Annotated in this window: 19 protein-coding genes; 9 read left to right on the top strand and 10 right to left on the bottom strand. The window is 66.6% G+C overall.

The annotated features are described in order from the left end of the window. Positions 1–10 precede the first annotated feature (10 nt). Positions 11–394, bottom strand: coding sequence for a plasmid replication, integration and excision activator (locus F4560_RS39520; RefSeq protein WP_221483805.1), 384 nt, complete (start codon positions 392–394; stop codon positions 11–13). A 228-nt stretch (positions 395–622) separates the two neighbouring features. On the opposite strand from F4560_RS39520, the gene F4560_RS39515 reads away from it, so the two are divergent. Both F4560_RS39515 and F4560_RS39510 read left to right on the top strand, forming a co-directional pair. After that, entirely contained in the window at positions 623–1,366 is a 744-nt protein-coding gene (locus F4560_RS39515) for a DUF5919 domain-containing protein (protein ID WP_184928142.1), read from the top strand. 10 nt (positions 1,367–1,376) lie between these two features. Continuing rightward, positions 1,377–1,850 carry an NUDIX hydrolase gene (locus F4560_RS39510; protein ID WP_184928141.1) on the top strand — a complete coding sequence of 158 codons (474 nt, stop codon included), beginning with the start codon at positions 1,377–1,379 and terminating at the stop codon, positions 1,848–1,850. Here F4560_RS39510 and F4560_RS39505 read toward each other — a convergent pair. Both F4560_RS39505 and F4560_RS39500 read right to left on the bottom strand, forming a co-directional pair. Further along, a complete protein-coding gene (locus F4560_RS39505) occupies positions 1,835–2,401 on the bottom strand; it encodes an HD domain-containing protein (protein ID WP_184928140.1) in 567 nt (188 codons plus the stop codon). The two genes, F4560_RS39510 and F4560_RS39505, sit on opposite strands and share 16 nt — an antisense overlap. 400 nt (positions 2,402–2,801) lie before the next feature. Further along, the gene (locus F4560_RS39500) at positions 2,802–5,060 is read right to left on the bottom strand and encodes an nSTAND3 domain-containing NTPase (RefSeq protein WP_184928139.1); all 2,259 of its coding nucleotides are present in this window, start codon (positions 5,058–5,060) and stop codon (positions 2,802–2,804) included. 391 nt (positions 5,061–5,451) lie between these two features. Between F4560_RS39500 and F4560_RS39495 the strand changes: the two genes are divergently transcribed. The 3 genes from F4560_RS39495 to F4560_RS39485 all read left to right on the top strand — a co-directional run bounded on the left by F4560_RS39495 (position 5,452) and on the right by F4560_RS39485 (position 6,458). After that, positions 5,452–5,718, top strand: a complete 267-nt coding sequence (locus tag F4560_RS39495) for a YxzC family protein (protein WP_184928138.1) — start codon at positions 5,452–5,454, stop codon at positions 5,716–5,718. Positions 5,719–5,776: 58 nt separating this feature from the next. After that, positions 5,777–6,037, top strand: coding sequence for a PLD nuclease N-terminal domain-containing protein (locus tag F4560_RS39490; RefSeq protein WP_221485278.1), 261 nt, complete (start codon positions 5,777–5,779; stop codon positions 6,035–6,037). A gap of 67 nt (positions 6,038–6,104) precedes the next feature. Further along, positions 6,105–6,458, top strand: a complete 354-nt coding sequence (locus F4560_RS39485) for a VOC family protein (RefSeq protein WP_221483804.1) — start codon at positions 6,105–6,107, stop codon at positions 6,456–6,458. Here the strand turns inward: F4560_RS39485 and F4560_RS45860 are convergent. After that, a complete protein-coding gene (locus F4560_RS45860) occupies positions 6,446–6,568 on the bottom strand; it encodes a hypothetical protein (RefSeq protein ID WP_281391995.1) in 123 nt (40 codons plus the stop codon). The genes F4560_RS39485 and F4560_RS45860 overlap by 13 nt on opposite strands. Positions 6,569–6,601: 33 nt before the next feature. Next, positions 6,602–7,321 carry a maleylpyruvate isomerase family mycothiol-dependent enzyme gene (locus F4560_RS39480; protein ID WP_184928135.1) on the bottom strand — a complete coding sequence of 240 codons (720 nt, stop codon included), beginning with the start codon at positions 7,319–7,321 and terminating at the stop codon, positions 6,602–6,604. Positions 7,322–7,405: 84 nt separating this feature from the next. On the opposite strand from F4560_RS39480, the gene F4560_RS39475 reads away from it, so the two are divergent. Both F4560_RS39475 and F4560_RS39470 read left to right on the top strand, forming a co-directional pair. Further along, positions 7,406–8,614 (top strand): GNAT family N-acetyltransferase, encoded by a 1,209-nt coding sequence (locus F4560_RS39475; RefSeq protein WP_184928134.1) that lies wholly within the window; start codon positions 7,406–7,408, stop codon positions 8,612–8,614. Positions 8,615–8,677: 63 nt separating this feature from the next. After that, a complete protein-coding gene (locus F4560_RS39470; RefSeq protein WP_184928133.1) occupies positions 8,678–9,427 on the top strand; it encodes a hypothetical protein in 750 nt (249 codons plus the stop codon). Between the two features lie 18 nt (positions 9,428–9,445). On the opposite strand, the gene F4560_RS39465 is transcribed toward F4560_RS39470, so the two are convergent. Then, complete coding sequence (locus F4560_RS39465) at positions 9,446–10,249, bottom strand: Fpg/Nei family DNA glycosylase (RefSeq protein WP_184928132.1); 804 nt, start codon at positions 10,247–10,249, stop codon at positions 9,446–9,448. Next, positions 10,249–10,716 carry a ribose-5-phosphate isomerase gene (locus F4560_RS39460; RefSeq protein ID WP_184928131.1) on the bottom strand — a complete coding sequence of 156 codons (468 nt, stop codon included), beginning with the start codon at positions 10,714–10,716 and terminating at the stop codon, positions 10,249–10,251. The genes F4560_RS39465 and F4560_RS39460 overlap by 1 nt, the downstream gene beginning before the upstream one ends. A gap of 27 nt (positions 10,717–10,743) precedes the next feature. On the opposite strand from F4560_RS39460, the gene F4560_RS39455 reads away from it, so the two are divergent. Together F4560_RS39455 and F4560_RS43850 are read left to right on the top strand one after the other, a co-directional pair. Beyond that, positions 10,744–11,460, top strand: a complete 717-nt coding sequence (locus F4560_RS39455; protein WP_312869751.1) for a 2-phosphosulfolactate phosphatase — start codon at positions 10,744–10,746, stop codon at positions 11,458–11,460. Positions 11,461–11,501: 41 nt separating this feature from the next. Next, positions 11,502–11,621 (top strand): cytochrome P450, encoded by a 120-nt coding sequence (locus F4560_RS43850; RefSeq protein ID WP_221483802.1) that lies wholly within the window; start codon positions 11,502–11,504, stop codon positions 11,619–11,621. A gap of 12 nt (positions 11,622–11,633) precedes the next feature. Here the strand turns inward: F4560_RS43850 and F4560_RS39450 are convergent, their stop codons facing one another. The 3 genes from F4560_RS39450 to F4560_RS39440 form a co-directional block, all read right to left on the bottom strand. Beyond that, positions 11,634–14,006, bottom strand: coding sequence for a helix-turn-helix transcriptional regulator (locus tag F4560_RS39450; RefSeq protein ID WP_184928130.1), 2,373 nt, complete (start codon positions 14,004–14,006; stop codon positions 11,634–11,636). 687 nt (positions 14,007–14,693) lie between these two features. Beyond that, the gene (locus F4560_RS39445) at positions 14,694–16,049 is read right to left on the bottom strand and encodes an aldehyde dehydrogenase family protein (protein ID WP_184928129.1); all 1,356 of its coding nucleotides are present in this window, start codon (positions 16,047–16,049) and stop codon (positions 14,694–14,696) included. Positions 16,050–16,119: 70 nt separating this feature from the next. Then, on the bottom strand, positions 16,120–16,734 hold the full coding sequence (locus F4560_RS39440) for a mycothiol-dependent nitroreductase Rv2466c family protein (protein ID WP_184928128.1): 615 nt from the start codon (positions 16,732–16,734) through the stop codon (positions 16,120–16,122). Between the last annotated feature and the right edge of the window lie 200 nt (positions 16,735–16,934).

Below are 16,934 nucleotides of genomic sequence, written 5' to 3'. Positions count from 1 at the left end.
GCCACCGGGATCACGCGGCCTTGGAGGCGGGCTTGACGACGACCGGCTTCATCCCGGACGCGCGCAGGCTGTACCCGAGCTTGGCCCGGCACCGGTGCCGCTCACCCCCGTGGCTCCCCCGGCACACCTTGTCGTCAATCCAGGGCGTCACCGTCAGCCCTTCGAACACCACCGGCCGCACATCGGTCCCCGGAATCGCCTCCGGAGGAACCGGCTGGTGGGGAGCAGCGATCTTGACCGTCACCGCCGCATCGGTCTTCCGCTCGGCCGCCTGGTCGATCACCAGCACCGACCACACCAACAGCCCGGTCTCCTTGTCCGTCTCCTGCTGAACCGGCAGGCCCTTCGCCCGCTCCTCGGCAGACTGGAACTTGAGCACCGGCTCAACACCCATCACCAACGCACCACGCGGGAACACGAAGTCATGCGACGTGGGGAGCCTGCTCCCACCCGTGATCGCCACAGCCGATCTCCTGTCATCAGCGTCGGCCGGACCTGCTGTCCGGCACCTCGACACCAACCACTTTCGGCAAAAATCGGGGACGCCAGCACCGCATAGCGGGACCACTACAGACGTCCTTGCTACCTTGAAGACGTCCCAACTCGTTCCACAGGGGGAGCCATGCCGAACCAACGCCTACGAGACTCGTTGCTACGCAACGGTTTTGACCTCATCCAGGTGGCCAAAGCCACCGGCGTGGACCCCAAGACGGTCGAACGCTGGATCAACCTCGACCGCACCCCGTACCCCCGGCATCGACGCACCATCGCCGCCATGGTCCGGGAGGCCGAGACGTACCTCTGGCCCAATGCGCTCGCCCCGGAGGCCAAGAAGGAGATCACTCAATCGGAGGTCGTGCAGGTCTACCCGCACCGCCACTCCGTCCCCCAGGAGCAGTGGACCCACCTGGTCGACCAGGCCCGCCTGAACATCTCGATCCTGATCTACTCGGGCATGTTCCTCACCGACAACCCGAACTTGATCAAAATTTTCCGCCAGAAGGCGGAGGCAGGCGTCAAGATCCGCCTACTCCTCGGCGACCCCGCCAGCCGGGAGGTAGCCCGCCGCAGTGAGGAAGAGGGCATCGGCAAGGGCACCCTCGCCGCCAAGGTCCGCAACGCCCTCGCGTTCTTCAAGCCCTTGGCCGACACCGGCCACGCCGAGGTCAGGTGCCACCGCACCACGCTCTACAACTCGATCTACCGCTTCGATGACGAGATGCTGGTCAATACCCACGTACACGGCTTCATGGCAGCCCACGCCCCGGTCCTGCACCTGCGCCGCCTCTCCGGAGGCGACCTCTTCGAGACCTACGCCGAGAGCTTCCAGGGCGTCTGGGACGACGCCAAGCCACCCAAGTGGTAGGCAGGGAGACATGGCGCGCACCGACCACTACAACGACCCGAACGCCCCCAAGGCGACCAACATCGTCGTAGCCGTGACCGCGTTCGTCCAAGATGAACAAGGCCGCCTACTCATGATCCGCCGCACCGACAACGACCTCTACTCCATCCCGGGTGGAGCCCAGGACGTAGGCGAGACCATCGGCCACACCGTCATCCGTGAGGTCAAGGAAGAGACCGGCATCGACGTAGACCCCACCGACATCATCGGCGTCTACTCCAACCCTGCCCACGTCATCTCATACACCGACGGCGAAGTCCGCCAGGAGTTCTCCATCTGCTTCCGCGCTCAACCCATCGGAGGCGAGCTGCGCACAAGCAACGAGTCCAGCGAAGTCCACTGGGTGCAGCGCGACGACTTGAGTTCGCTGAACATCCACCCGTCGATCCGACTTCGGATCGAACACGGCTTCGAGAACCGGCCGAAGCCCTACTTCGCCACGTGACCGTACCCGAAGTCCCGTAGGCGCTCCTCAGTCCTCTCAACCGCGGCTTTCAGTTCTGGCTCAGCCTGCCTGATGAAGATGGTCACGACGTCTTCCGGCCCATAGCGCTTGCGGATCTCACCGAGCCGATCGCCAATCGTCGTCGTTTCACCGTCTGGACTGGTCGTCATATCTGCCCACCAGAGCGCATCACGCACCGCGGACCGCTCGTCTTCCCACGAAGCCAGCTCCGCTGACAGGTCCCTCAACTCAGCTTCCCTACACGCGCACGAGTGGTGCGCCACAAGCGCACACAGCCGTTCGGGGAAGCCCTGTTGTTCGAGGTAACGAGCACCGTCGAGCGGGTGGAACCCAGTCAACGCCAGGTCAGGCGCGTACCCCACGTCATGCAGCACCGCCGCCGCCGTCAGCAGCTCCTGGTCTTGCCCGACGAACAGCCGCCGAGCCGCCCCGGCCCGCGTCGCAACACCCTGCACGTGCGCCCACCGTCGAGGCAACGAGTCTGCAAGCCGGTCCTCAGCGACCGAGTAGGCCCATGCGACGAGATCCACGCCCTCACCCTAGGCAGCCAGACCTCACCACGACAGCTCACCGCCGCCAGCCTCCTACACTGCCGAATTCCGCTCTACAGGATCAAGGCGCGCCGTCTGCGGCGATGCGCAGCCAGTCCCACCTCACGTTTGCACCGACTCCCCGCATCGCCGGCACGCCGGGCTCCCGCTCCGCTCCGCCCGTCGGCCGCGCGCGGAGTTGATGCACGTGGCCGGGAGGCGCCGCACGCCACCCACGCCTGAGATTCCACAAGCCACTTCCAGCCATCAGGGCCGTGACGATCGCGCGGTCATACAGCTGCCAGCGCTGGGCACGGCGATCGACTGCCGCGACGGCTCCGCCGTCTTGCCACCGAGAGAATGGGCTCCAATGCAACCTGAACTGCGAATGAAACTCCAATCAACGCGATTGCTGTCGAAGGAGACCCATCAGATGATCTACAACCCTATCGTCACGCGAAACGTCTTCACGCTCTTGCACATTGATGTCAACCTCCGGAACAGTGGTGTTCTCGCGGTGCACCGCAAGCGCTTCACGCGCTTCCGTAAACCCAGGAAAATCGCCTTCGGGGTTAAAATGGAAATCAGCCTCATCAATCATTTCATCCAAATTAGACCAGTCCACATAGCCAGGTTCGTCGCCTCCGACCCACGACGCAAACTCAGCTTCCATATATTCGCGCCGCTCGCTCTCTACCTGACTGATGTAGACCTCTGAGGCACCTCCGCCAATCTGTGCCAGGATGCCCATAGCACGCCGAGCAGTTGCCCAGTCATGCACCGAGTTGCAGATATGCTGACAAGCTTGTTCGATAACGGAATCGCGGATTTCGATAACCGAACTGAGCGTACACTTATGGACAGCGTTTGCCAGTGACGCAATCTCCTCGTGATCATCGACGTTCCAGATCCACTCTTCATCGCGAAGGTGGGATTGCATCAGCTCCCCGATCCGCTCCAGATTGAAAGCAGATGCAATTGCGAGCGTCGCCCCAGCACGAGTTGACCATGACGCGTGCGGCCTGCCTGGGGAGGGTTCCGATTCAAAGGTTCGCAGGATCGCCTGTTCTAACACCGAAGGAAGCCGCGCTATGCGGTCAAACAGCTGGCTTCCGGCACGGCCGTTAGCGACAGTCCAGATGTTCACAATCTGCTCGTAGTATTCCACGCTTGCGATTATGTGCTCGATCACTTTTGCTTGCCGGCCGATATAGCCGACCATAAAGTCCCGAACCGAAGGGTTATGAAAAAAGACCTGTATTTCACCAAACGGAGCAGACGTGCGGATCATAGTGTTTTCCAGAATATCTACCGCGCGTCGAAACCTACGTGCGTCGTCAACCTGGCCGAGTTCGCACCTATACGCAGACCAAGCAATTTCGAGGTCTGCCAATGCAGTGGATCCTCCGAAAGAAAAAAGCATTTCAAGCACATGGAGCGCCGAGTCATCTAGGTCATACTCGACCATATGCCCCCAGATTCGCTGCGGGTCATTGAGATTACCGAGGACCGCCTGGGCGATCCCCTCGCTTGCTTCACCCACCTTTGCAATCTGAATACTATGAGCAACAAGTCGCGGGTTGAAAAGTCGATGGTTTACGATCGGTCGATACACAGCCGGGCGCGCGAAATTGGCTTTTTCAGCCGGATCAAGCACCGAATGGTAGATGTGGTTGTAGAGGATTTCCGCCCTTATTAGCTTTGAGTACTCCGCAAGATCAAGAACACATTTGTGGAGTTCCAAATCATGTCGCGAAAGTACCTCATACCGCTGACGAGCTTGCACGAGAATGTACTCACGCGTAGTAAGGATGAAGCGCTTGTTAGGCGATCGACTTACCTTCCGCATCGCCGCGACAAGACGACTCGCCTCATTTTTGTGGAGTTTATCCTCCAGGGTAGTCTGACCCAGAAAATCGTCGTAGTAGAATACTTGAGGCACGTCCTCATCCCAGGACTGAAATAGTTCTTCTACATCCGACGAAACCTCGACTATCTCATACCCATTCGCAACATATGCCGCTGACAAGACTTTCGCCAGAATGGTTTTACCGACCCCCGGAGGGCCCGCTATTATGCATACTCCGTAAGACTCGAGCAGTTCCTGAGCAGTGTGGAATCCTTTACTAGGCGCATAGACCCGAAGGCTCTCTTCCAGCTCTTCACGAAGGAAACCGGAACGCACCAAAACCGACTTATTCAACAATGCTTGCAGCACCGCGGTGCTGCTTAGCCATAGTCGCAGATGCTTCCGCACCAATTCTGGACGCTTTCGCAATTCTGCTTCAATATCATGCAGACCGTAAATATCACCAGGTTCGGCCACATGAGGCTTCAGCAGTTGAAAAAGGTCGTCTTTGAACTTCTTCGTTAGCTCTGCAGAGGTGACGAGAATATATCGATCAGGCGCTAGCGAATCTATTTTGACAAGCTCGACATCTCGCATATGGCGCTTCAGGGCACTCCGACCCGACCGAATCCAATGTTTACATTGAATCACCAACTTGCCGCCGACTGCGGTGTAGTGTCGAAGGTCAACTCCGTCATCGGCACCAGGAGAGAAGAGTTCCAACCTTACATTCAGGATTTCTTCGAACAGATCGTGACAGACAGCCTCAAAATCGAAATCTGTCAGTCTGCCAAGTTCAAAGGAATCCATCTCGCCTCCAACCTCGACCTAACTGTCAGTTAGGTCATCGGTACATCGACCCCACCGTTACCCGGGCGTGCCGCCTCGCGACCATGCAGGCGTACCACGGCAGCAGTCCGTGCCCCTCGCGTGCCCCATCTCAGGGTCAACAGCGGTCAATCACGGGTACGGGCGGTCAGATGGCACGCAAAGGTGCTGGTCAGAGGGTTAGCTGGTCAGGAGCTTGATCGCTGCCAGACCTTTCAAGCTGGTCATGCGGGTTCGAATCCCATCACCCGCTCCACGCTCTTCTTGCTGGTAGATCGCTCACGGACCGTCCCACGTGGACCGTCTTTTGCTGTAAGGGATCTCCCCTCCCAGTCCTTCCGGCGTAACGGCGAGGCTGTCAGACTCCGCGGTCATGGGGTTGGGGGTGCCTTCACGTGATGAGGTCGCGCAACAGTTCGAGCGGCTGTTGAGTGGTGCGGTTGGGCGGGATGTGGTTGATCGGTGGGCGGGTCGGTTCTTCGTCGAGGACGTCGATGTGGCGGACCCGGTGGTGTGGAGGGCGCTTGGTCGCCTGTACGGGATTGATCTGCTCGATGGCCCTGGTGGGGAGTACTTGCACGGGCTCGACCAGGTTGCCGAGTGGCTCTCCGAGCTGCGTGCGGGCGACGGCCGTCTGTAGCCACCCTTCGGGGTGACTCGACGGGCGGGTGGGGGTTGGGGTTCTTAGCGTGACCGTCATGGTCACTTTGATTGCGCAAGAGTCGGACAACGCGGTCGGTGTTGTGTTCATGATCGTGCTGGCGGCCATCGCGCTGGCACTCATCGTGCTGTGGGTCGCTGCCATCGTCTCGGTGCTGCGCAACAACCGGTTGACCGGAGGCGGGAAGACGTTGTGGATCGTGGTGATCCTGGGATTCCCCTTCCTCGGCAGCCTCGGCTGGTTCATCTTCGGACGGGACGCCCAGTTGGTGAAAAGCCCCGGCGGGCAGTTCCGATGAACCATGCGACGACCTCGTCGCGTCAGTCCACATCGGACACCCAGGAGGTTCGAGCATGATGGGTGCCATGCGTCTGGACCAGATTGTGGTGGACTGCCTCGAACCCGCACGGCTGGTGCGGTTCTGGGCCGGGCTGTTGGGCGGGGAACCTGTTGAGCGCGAGCACGGGTGGGCGCATGTGGTGCCGCCTGGGTGGCCTCGGATCTCGTTCCAACCAGTGCCGGAGCCGAAGGCGGTGAAGAACCGGCTTCACCTGGACATCGACGTCGACGACCTCGGTGCGGCAACGAAGAAGGCGACCGCTCTGGGTGCCACGACCCAAGGTGACGTGCAGACCGACGAGCAGGGCAGTTTCCAGGTCCTCCTCGACCCCGCCGGCAACGAGTTCTGCTTCGTCCGCCCCGCCCCCTACCGCCCGTAAGAAGTCATCGCACGCCACAGGGCCTCGCCGAAACGGATCGCCAGCACCGCCATGAGCAGGCCGATGGTGAAGGTCACCAGGCATCTCAGGATCACGCGCAGCTTCGTCACGCCGCACAGTGTGCGCCGCACCCAGCAGGAATATCAGCCTGTCGCCCCCGCGACCGCAGCACGCAACGACCGCACCAACGCCACGTCACCCTCGACCGACAGGTGCTCCTCCCCCACCCGCCCCCACAACCACAGGTCCACCGCCGACGACGATCCGCTGACAACTGCCACGGGGTCGGCGTTGGGGCAGTAGTCGACGATGCCCGAGTGCAGCGCCACGGTCCACGTGCGGCCGGGCACTCGCAGGGACACCGCTTGGCCGGACGTGTTCGCGGCCGGCGGTAGGTGGCAGCCAAGCCACAGGCGCAGCACCTCGTCGATGCCGTCGGCCGCCAATCCCGGCTCCAACGGCGCCGCCAACCCGATCGCGGCCTGGGCATCGACTCGGTGCACGGCTGTCTCATGCGCCATACGTCGTAACCAAAAGCCGAGCGTGCGGTCCCACGGGCACCACGTCGCCGCAGGAGCACCAGCGCGCGCTGGGTCGAGCACTGCGATCAGTGACGCCGCCCCGATCCGGTACCAGTCGACGGGGTCCGCCGCACCGGGCGAGCAAGTCCAGTCCGCGGGACGGGCGCCACGGGTGATCCAGCGCGTCACCATCCGGTGGATCGAGCCCACGTGCACCAGCAGGTCGCCCACCGTCATCCCCGGACATGCCGGCACCGCCCGATCGGGTGGAGCCAGGTCCGCCGCCACCGCTAAAGCGGAAGCTTCGACGCGGAGCGCGCTCGCCAACGAGTGGGCGTCCATCAACGCAGCATCGCCGAACCCGCCACCGGAATGCGACCCCTGATTTGGATCGCGCGAAGGCGAGGACCGGCGTATGAACGTGCAATGGCGCTCACCCTCCGCACCCTCACGGCGGACGACCTCGCCGAGTTCCAGCGGGTCCTCGACGCGGCGTTCCTGGCCGACACCACCGAAGAAGAGCTCGAACGGTGGCGCGGCATCTTCGAACCGGAACGGCACCACGCCGTGTTCGACGGAGACGAGCTCATCGGCGGCGGGGGCATCCAGACCCGGGACATGGCGGTGCCCGGTGGCGGTCCGCAGCCGGTCGCCGCCGTCACGTCGGTCGCCGTGAAGCCGGGCCATCGCCGCCGTGGCGTGCTCACGCGCGTGATGAAGGCGCAACTGCACGGCATGCACGACGAAGGCCGCGAAGCACTGGCCGTGCTGTGGGCGTCGGAAGCGGCGATCTACCCCAGGTACGGGTACGGGCTCGCGGCGGAGTACACCCAACTGGGCGTGCCGGCCAAGGCGATGTTCCGGCCGGGGGTGTCGGTAGGTGGCGAACGGGTGCGTGAAGTCGCCCGGGACGAGGCCGTGCCGGTGATGAAGGCCATCTACGACGAGCTCCTGCCAAGCCGCACGGGGTGGCTGAGCAGGGCGGAAGCCAACTGGAACTACCAACTCTCCGACACCGAGCGCGACCGCGGCGGGTTGAGCGCCTACCGGTACGTCCTGCACCCGCACGGCTACGCGGTCTACCGGGTCAAGGCGAACTGGCCGGAACGCGGCCCGCGCTACGAGCTGCACGTACGTGAAATGGCCGCACGCGACGACGAGGCGTACGCGGCGCTCTACCGGTACCTGCTGGACGTCGACATGGTCGGCGAGCTGAAGTTCTTCACCGCCTCCGACGACCCGATCACGCACCTCCTGGACGACTCACGCCTCGCGTTGCGCAACCGGTTCGACTCCCTGTGGGTACGCATCGTGGACGTCGACCGCGCGCTCACCCTGCGCCGCTACAACTCCGACGTGGACGCCGTGTTGGAGGTCGCCGACGGGTTCTGCCCGTGGAACTCGGGCCGGTGGCGGTTCACCGTGAAGAACGGCACGGCCACCGTGCGGCGGGTGGAAGACGACCCGGACGTCGTGCTGGACGTGCACGCGTTGGGCGCCGTGTACCTCGGTGGGACGAAGCTCACGTCCATGGCACGCGCCCAGCGGGTCCGGGAGGTCACAAAGGGTGCGGTCAACGCCTTGTCGCACGTCTTTTCGGGTGATCGCGACCCACACTGTCCGGAGGTCTTCTGACCGGTTCGGGGAACCTCCGCCGGCCGTGGGGCGTTTTCCGGACAACAGGCACCAGGAGGGTCTATGACCACCACGATCGTGTTGCTCGTGCTACTGGTTCTGCTGGTGGGCGGCGGTTGGTTCTACGCCAGGGCCGCCGCCGAGAAGCGCCGCAGGGAGCTGGAGGACGCCCAGGCCGACGCGCGCCGCTGGGTCGAACGGCTGGGTGGCCAGGTGATGAACCTGACCGGCTCGGACGTCGCCTCGCAGCAGGCGCTCGCGGACGCGTCCGAACGCTTCACCGCCGCCGGGTCGCAGATGGAGCAGGCGCGCACGGTGGAGCAGTGCCGCCTGGTCACGCAGACCGCGATGGAAGGCCTGTACTACGTGCGGGCCGCGCGCGTGGCGATGGACCTGGACCCGGGTCCGGAGCTGCCGGACCTCACCGGCCAGAGCCGTGCGGGCAAGGTCATGGAGGACCGTGACGTCACGGTGGAGGGCCACCGGTACGTCGCCTCGCCGCGACCCGGTTCGGGCACGCCGCACTACTACCCCGGTGGCGTGGTCGCGGGCCGGCCGGTGCCGCAGGGCTGGTACTCCGAGCCGTGGTGGAAGCCCGCTCTGGTGGCCGGCGCGTGGGGCTTCGGCTCGATGCTGCTGTTCAGCGCGATGTTCTCGGGCATGGTCGGCGTGCCGGCCGCGGTCGCGTCCGAGGACACCGGTGGCGACGCCGGCGACGGCGGTGACGGCGGGGGTGACGGCGGCGACGCGGGCGGCGACAGCGGTGGTGATTTCGGCGGCGACTTCGGCGGCGGCGACTTCGGCGGGTTCTGACCGGACCGGATCAGGAGATCAAGCGGGCTGGCAGGTCGGGCACCAGTAGAGGTTCCGGCCCGCCAGCTCGGAGGCGGCCACGGGCGTGCCGCAGACCAGGCACGGCTGACCGGTGCGGCGGTAGACGTAGACCTCGCCGCCGTGCCGGTCCTGGCGTGGCGCGCGCCCGGTGACCTCGGGCATGTGCTCCGGCCGCACGGTGTCGATGCGGCCGGTCTTCACACCCCCGCGCATCAGCACGGTCAGGTCCAGCCACAGGTCGTCCCACAACGCCCGGTCGATCTTGTTCCCCGGCACGAGCGGGTGGACGCCGTGCCGGAACAGCACCTCGGCCCGGTACACGTTGCCGACGCCCGCGAGCACGCTCTGGTCCATCAACAGCACGGCGAGCGACTGCCGGGACCGGGCGACGCGGGCATGGGCCACGTCCGGTTTCGCGTCACGGCGCAGCGGGTCCGGGCCGAGGCGGGCGCGCAGGGCGGCGACCTCGACGTCGGTGAGGATCTCGCACCGGGTCGGGCCGCGCAGGTCCGTCCAGTGGGTGGGGCCGGCCAGCCTCATCCGGACCTGGCCGACCGGTTCCGCCACCGGGTGCGGCGCCTCGGCGAACGTGCCGTAGAGGCCGAGGTGGACGTGCACGGTCGCGTCCGGGCCGTACACGTGGAACAGGTGCTTGCCGTGCGCCTCCGCACGAACGAACCGCCGACCGTCCACAAAGGACGCGGCAAACCTGCCCTGCGGGCTCGACACCCGGACTGTCGAGCCCGCGTAACGGCGGTGGTGCAGCTTCGCCAGGCGGTGGAGGGTGTGGCCTTCGGGCATCAGGGAAGGGCCGGAGCCTCGCCGGTGCGCTCGTACTCGGCGAGCATGCCGATGCGGCGGGCGTGCCGTTCCTGCTCGGAGAACGGGGTGGCGAGGAACGCGTCCACGATCGCGAACGCCTCCTCGGTGGAGTGCATCCGCCCGCCCAGCGCGATCAGCTGGGCGTCGTTGTGCTGGCGGGCGAGTTCCGCCGTCTCCACGTTGTAGGCCAGCGCGGCACGGGCGCCGGGCACCTTGTTCGCGGCGATCTGCTCGCCGTTGCCGGAGCCGCCGATCACGACCCCGAGGGTGCCCGCGTCCGCCACGACGCGGCGGGCCGCCTCGATGCAGAACGGCGGGTAGTCGTCCTCCGCGTCGTACACCGCCGGGCCGACGTCGACCACGTCGTGGCCCGCGTCGGTCAGGTGCTTGGCGAGGTGGGTCTTCAGCTCGAAGCCCGCGTGGTCCGATCCCAGGTAAACGCGCACGTCAGCAAGTCTGCCATCCTCGTCGGCGTGTTCGGACAAGAGGGTTGCCGGCTGCGGCTGGAGTGGGGCCCGGAAGGGGTCGCCGCGCTCGGGAAGCAGTGCGCGGTGCTCGTGATCGTGGACGTGCTGTCGTTCTCGACGGCGGTGGACGTCGTGGTGGGGCGTGGGGGCGCTGTGCGGCCGGTGCGGTGGGCGGACCGGTCCTCAGCGGCCAGGCCGGCGGATCCGTCGTGGACGTTGCGGCCGTCGTCGCTGGTGACGGTGCCGCCGGGGACGGTGCTGGAGTTGGCGTCGGCCAACGGCGCGACGTTGTGCGACCTTGCCGCGTCCACGGGGTCGATCGTGTTGGCCGGATGTCTGCGGAACGCGCGTGCGGTCGGGACGGCGGCACGGTCGTTGGCGGCCGGTGGGCCGATCGGTGTGGTGCCCGCCGGCGAGCGCTGGGGTGTGAACATCACCACTGACACCGCGGACGCGGGACCGTTGCGCCCGGCGGTGGAAGACCTGCTCGGCGCGGGTGCGGTGATGGCGTCGCTGCTGGGCTACGGCTCGGCCTCGGTGGAAGCGGCGTTGGCCGCGGAGATGTACGCGCGATCGTCGGTGGCGGACGCGCTGGCCGGCTGCGTATCCGGCCGTGAGCTCATCGCCGCTGGTCACAGTGGTGACGTGGAGTTGGCGTCCGAGGTGGACGTGAGCACCGCCGTCCCGCTCCTGCGGGACGGAGTGCTCCGGCGACGGGCGTGACACATCATCGTTCGTCTGGTTTGGCTCTCGCCTGACGATTCGTGGCGACACGTACACGCACTGCGCATACCCGGGACGACGTGCTCACCACCGTGGTCAACACCCCGATCGACGGCTGCCCCGCCTCCGACGACGAACTGCTCAAGCGCTGGGACGTCTGAACCTCAGCACTCCTAGCGCAGGGCGGATTGCGCGCCGACCCACGTGCTCAGCTCGGCCCGGTTGGCCACCCCGATCTTGGCGAAGAGCGCGGTGAGGTGGTTCTCGATCGTCGACACGGACAGGTGCAGTTTCTGCGCGATCGCCTGGTTGGTCAGACCTTGCGAGACCAGCACGGCGATCTCTCGCTGCCTCCCTGACAGCTGATCCCAGCCGCTGTCGGGCGCACGCCGTCCGCCTGCCTCGACCCGCGGGCCGAGCGCCAGCGCGTACACCGCTTCCCGGCTGGGCAACGCGGTGCCACGGCCGTACGCGCGGTGGTACCGCTCGTGGCCGAGCCGGGCCACGATGGCGTCACGCGCCTTGTCGCGTTCGCGGCCGAACGGGATCAGCCCGGCGATCGCGGCGCCGGTGGCCTTCTGCATGGCGACCGCACCGCCGAGCAGTTCGGCGGCGATCTCCAGCAGATCCTCACCGGCGGCCTTGTCCCGCGCCACGGCGGCCAGTGCCCACGCGATCGCCTCGGACGCCCACGTGCTGCCCCACTGCTCTTGCAGCCGCACCTGGATCTCCAGGCCCGCGCGGAACCAGGCGACGGCTTCCTCGGGTGCGCCGTGCCGCAACGGCGCCATCCCCCGCGCCCACAGCGCCCAGCTGATGGCCCACTCGGCGCCGGCCTGGCGTGCGTCGTTCAGGCAGTCCTCGGCCGCCTCGATCGCGGTCGCCTCGTCACCGTAGAAACCGGCCGCCAGCGCCCAGAGCAGCTTGGCGCTGGCGCAGTCGCCGCAGGACTCCGGGCCCATCTGCCCGAACAGCTCCACCAACCGGCGCAGCGGTTCGACGGAACCCGGGTCGCCCACCGCCAGCAGGGCGTGGGCCCCTTCGAGGAAGTACAGAGGTGCGACTTGCGCGTCCTCACCCAGCATGGCCACCAGCTCGCGGCAGTGCTCCAGGTGGACGGCCACCTCGCGTGGCGCGCCTTGGCACAGCTTGATCCAGCCCAGCAGAGCCACGGACCCGATCCGTTCGGGCGTCGGACGCACCGGCGCGCGGTCCAGCAACGTCTGGAACCACGTCGTGAACTCGCCCAGCAGCGCGAAGAAGAACTGCACCCGCAGCCGTGCCAGGTCGCGGACCATGCCCAAGCCGATCTCCGCGAGGCCCGGTGTGGTGGCGCAGTGGTGCAGCGCCGCGCGGAAGTTGGGCATCTCGACGTGGGCGCGTCGCAGCAGGGCCACCTCGTCCTCGCCGTACCAGGTCGAGGCCAGTTCGGCCGCCAGGTCGCGGAAGAAGGCGCAGTGCGCGTCGCGGACCCACAGCTCCTCGTCCAACGCGCGCAGTCGACGTTGCCCGTACTCGCGCACCGGCTGCAACTGGTGGTAGCGGCCGTTCGGACCGGCCACCACCAACGACTGCCGGACCAGGTCGGCGAGCAGGTCCACGACCTCCTGCTCGCCGATGCCGTTGCCCGAACAGACGCGTTCGGCGGTGTCGAGCGTGAAGCCGCCCGCGAACACGGAGATGCGCGCCAACAACCGCTGCTGCTCCGGTGAGCACAGGCCGTGCGACCAGTCGAGGGTCTGCTCCAACGTCCGGTGGTGCGACCGCACGCGACGGGTGCGGGTGGCCAGCAGCCGTCCGCCGTCCAGCCTCGTCAGGACCTCGCGGGGCGACATCCCGCCGCCGAGCCGGACCGCGATCAGCTCCAGCACGAGCGGCAGGCCGCTGGACCAGTCGACCAGTTCGCCCAACGCCTCCAGGTCGTCGTCCTCCTCGACCACCCGGCCGGCGGCCTCCGCGCGCCGCAGCAGCAGGCGCATGGCGTCCGACGGCTGGGCGGAGCTGCCTTCGGAACGCACCGACAGCGGCGGCACCATCGTGGCGTGTTCGCCGGCGATGCCCAGGTGGTGGCGGCTGGTGGCCAGCACGCGCACCTCCGGCGCCTCGTCCAGCAGCACCGCGCACAGGTCGCCGACCGCTTCCCAGAGCTGCTCGCAGTTGTCCAGGACGAGGAGCTTGTCCTGGTCGCGCAGGTGCTCGACCAGGACGTCCACCGGGTCGTCGCTGGACTGGTCGGTGATGCCGACGGCGCGGATGATCTCGCGGTGGAGTTCGTCGGGCCTGGTGATGTGGCCGAGGTAGGCGACGGCCACGTACTGGTCGTCGGCGTCGCGGCTGAGGCCGGTGGACGTCACGTCGTGCTGGTCGCGGCAACGGCGGGCCACTTCGAGCGCGAGCGCCGTCTTGCCTACGCCGCCGGGGCCTACCAGCGTGACGAGCCGGTCGACGCCGAGCACGCGTTGCACCGTCTCCCGCACCAGGTCGTCACGCCCGACAAGATCGCCGACCGCGGCCGGCAGCGTCGGCCGTCCACGACCCGTGGCCATCGCCCCCACCCCCGTTCGTCGGACCGCCTCCCAGGAGGTCGACACCACACCCTAGGGGTGTCGGGCACACCCCCCGAACTGGGATTAGGGAGTTAATGGGGTGCGCCGCGCGTGCGATGACGGAATGCTGGACCCAGTCCTGACACAGGACCGCAGGTCGCGGCTGCTTGAGCCGCTACGGCGGCAATAGGCGCCACGTGACCCGGGGGGCACGGTCGGGATTCGCGGGGAGCACGCTTGGCGAATCCCGACCGGCCCAGGACTACGCGAAAAGAAGCCGACAAGTGGTGATTGCCATCACGGGGGTAAGCATGTCCGACTCATTTGACAGACGCATTCAGGTGGTTACCGGGGTCTTGGGCGATATCGAATTCGCCGGCCTGACGGCTGAAGCGCACGCCCGCCGGCGGGACAACCGACCGCACGCGCTCCGGCCGGCCGACGAGGCCAGCGTCGGCTCCGCCTAGCCACCAACCCACGCGAGTCGAACACTCAGGCCCCGCGTGTCGAACCTCCAGACCCCGTGAGTCCTACGTTCAGGACCCGTGAGTCCTACGTTCGCGACCCCCGAGTTCAACGCTCAGTACAAGATCGTTTGTTCTGAGCGTTGAACTCGGGGGTCCTGAACGTAGGACACGGTGGTCCTGAAGGTACGACTCGCGCGTTCTGAACGTAGGACTCACGCGGTCAGCGTTGGATGGACTTGAGTTCGGTGAACTCGTCCAGGCCGTGCCGGCCGAACTCACGGCCGGTGCCGGACTGGCGGTAGCCGCCGAACGGGGCACTGGTGTTGAACGCGGCGCCGTTGATGTCCACCTGGCCGGTGCGCAGGCGTTTCGCCACGGCGAGCGCGCGATCCGGATCGGCCGAGAAGACGGCGCCGCCCAAACCGTAGATGGTGGAGTTGGCGATGCGCACGGCATCGTCCTCGTCGTTGTACGGCATCACGGACAGCACCGGGCCGAAGATTTCCTCCTGCGCGATGGTCATATCCGCCCGAACGCCGCCAAAGACGGTCGGAGCCACGTGGAAGCCGCGCGAAGTCGGCGCATCCGGGCCGCCCAACGCGAGTTGAGCACCCTCCTCGACGCCGCTCCGGATATAACCGACCACCCGATCACGCTGGGCGGCCGACACCGCCGGGCCGATACGGGTCGTGGGAAGGGCCGGATCACCAGGCTCGTACTTCGAGGCGGCGGCCACCGCGATCTCCAACGCCTCGTCGTGACGGGACGACGGCACCAACAGCCGGGTCCACGCGCTGCACGCCTGGCCGTTGTTCATGAACGCGTTCGCCACACCGATCTTCACCGCACGCGTCACGTCGGCGTCGTCCAGCACGACGTTCGCGGACTTGCCGCCCAACTCCAGCGCCACCCGCTTGACCGTCTCGGCCGCCAACGCGGAAACCCGCCGACCGGCCCGCGTCGACCCCGTGAACGACACCATGTCCACCATCGGGTGCGCCGCCAGCGCCTCGCCGACCACCGGTCCCGTGCCGTGGACCAGCGAGAACACACCCTCCGGCACACCGGCGTCGACCAGGATCGAGGCCAACAGGTCCGCCGTCATCGGCGCCAGCTCGCTCGGCTTGAGCACCACCGCGTTACCCGCCGCCAACGCGGGCACGACCTTGGCGACCATCTGCTGGAGCGGGAAGTTCCACGGCGTGATGGCGGCGACGACACCGATCGGCTCGCGCAGCACCAGCGAGTTGCCGATCTCCTCACCGGAGAAGTAGCCGCCCGCGAGCACATCGGCGACACCCCGCGCGATACCGACGGGGTTCGGCACCTGCACCCGGGACGCGAACGTGATGGGCGTGCCCATCTCCGCCGTCATGGTGGCGGCCAGCTCGTCGGTCCGCGCGACCATCGCGTCGGCCACCCGCCGCACCAGCGCCGACCGCTCGTCCAACGACGTCGCCGCCCACTCCGGGAACGCGGCAACGGCCCTGGTCACAGCCGCGTCGACGTCCGACGCGGTGCCGGCGCGGACGGTGCCGACGACCTCTTCGGTGGTCGGGTTGACGACCTCGATCACTGCGGACTCCCCGGGGGAACGGTGTGACACTCCAAGGCGAAAACAGCCCCAGAGTGTCACACCGACGACCTCAGGAGAAGTCCAGGTCCCCGGTCCGGGTGCGCTTCAGCTCGAAGAAGTGCGGGTAGCTCGCGAGCGCCCGCGCACCGTCGAAGATCTTCAAGGCGTCGTCGCCGCGCGGGATCTTGGTGAGCACGGGACCGAAGAACGCCACGCCGTCGATGTGGATCGTGGGCGTGCCGACGTCCATGCCGACCGGGTCCATGCCGCGGTGGTGGCTGGCACGCAGGTCGGCGTCGTTCGCGTCGGTGTGCGCCGCCTCGGCCAACTCCGCGGGCAGCCCGACCTCGGCCAGGGCCTCCTTGATGACCTCGTCGTAGTCCCTCTTGCCCTCGTTGTGGAACCGCGTGCCGAGCGCCGTGTAGAGGTCGCGCAGCACGTCGTCGCCCTTGACCTTGGCCGCGGCGATCGCGACGCGCACCGGCCCCCAGCCCTTGTCCAGCAGTTCGCGGTACTCGGCGGGCAGGTCGCGGCCCTCGTTGAGCACGGACAGGCTCATGACCCGGAAGTCGAGATCGATGTCCCGCTGCTTCTCGACTTCGAGGATCCACCGGGACGAGATCCACGCGAACGGGCAGATCGGGTCGAAGTAGAAGTCGACCTTCGTACGTCCCTCTGTCGACATGCGGTGTTCCTTCCGTGGCTGTACGTGTTCGAGCCGCGCCAGGTTCGGCGCGTCCCAGTGTGGTCAACCAGCCGACCGCACGCAGTCTTCCCTCGGACGCCAGTCCACTTCCCCGGGTCCTACGTGATTGGATGCGACTGTCGTGTTCACCGACTCGACACCATCCCCGTTCCGACGACGTCGGCGCCGAGATCCCCGTG

This window comes from Saccharothrix ecbatanensis (assembly GCF_014205015.1).
Taxonomy (GTDB): Bacteria; Actinomycetota; Actinomycetes; order Mycobacteriales; family Pseudonocardiaceae; genus Actinosynnema; species Actinosynnema ecbatanense.
The sequence above is the reverse complement of the archived record's forward strand: the minus strand, read 5'-3'. Positions and strand labels throughout refer to the sequence as shown.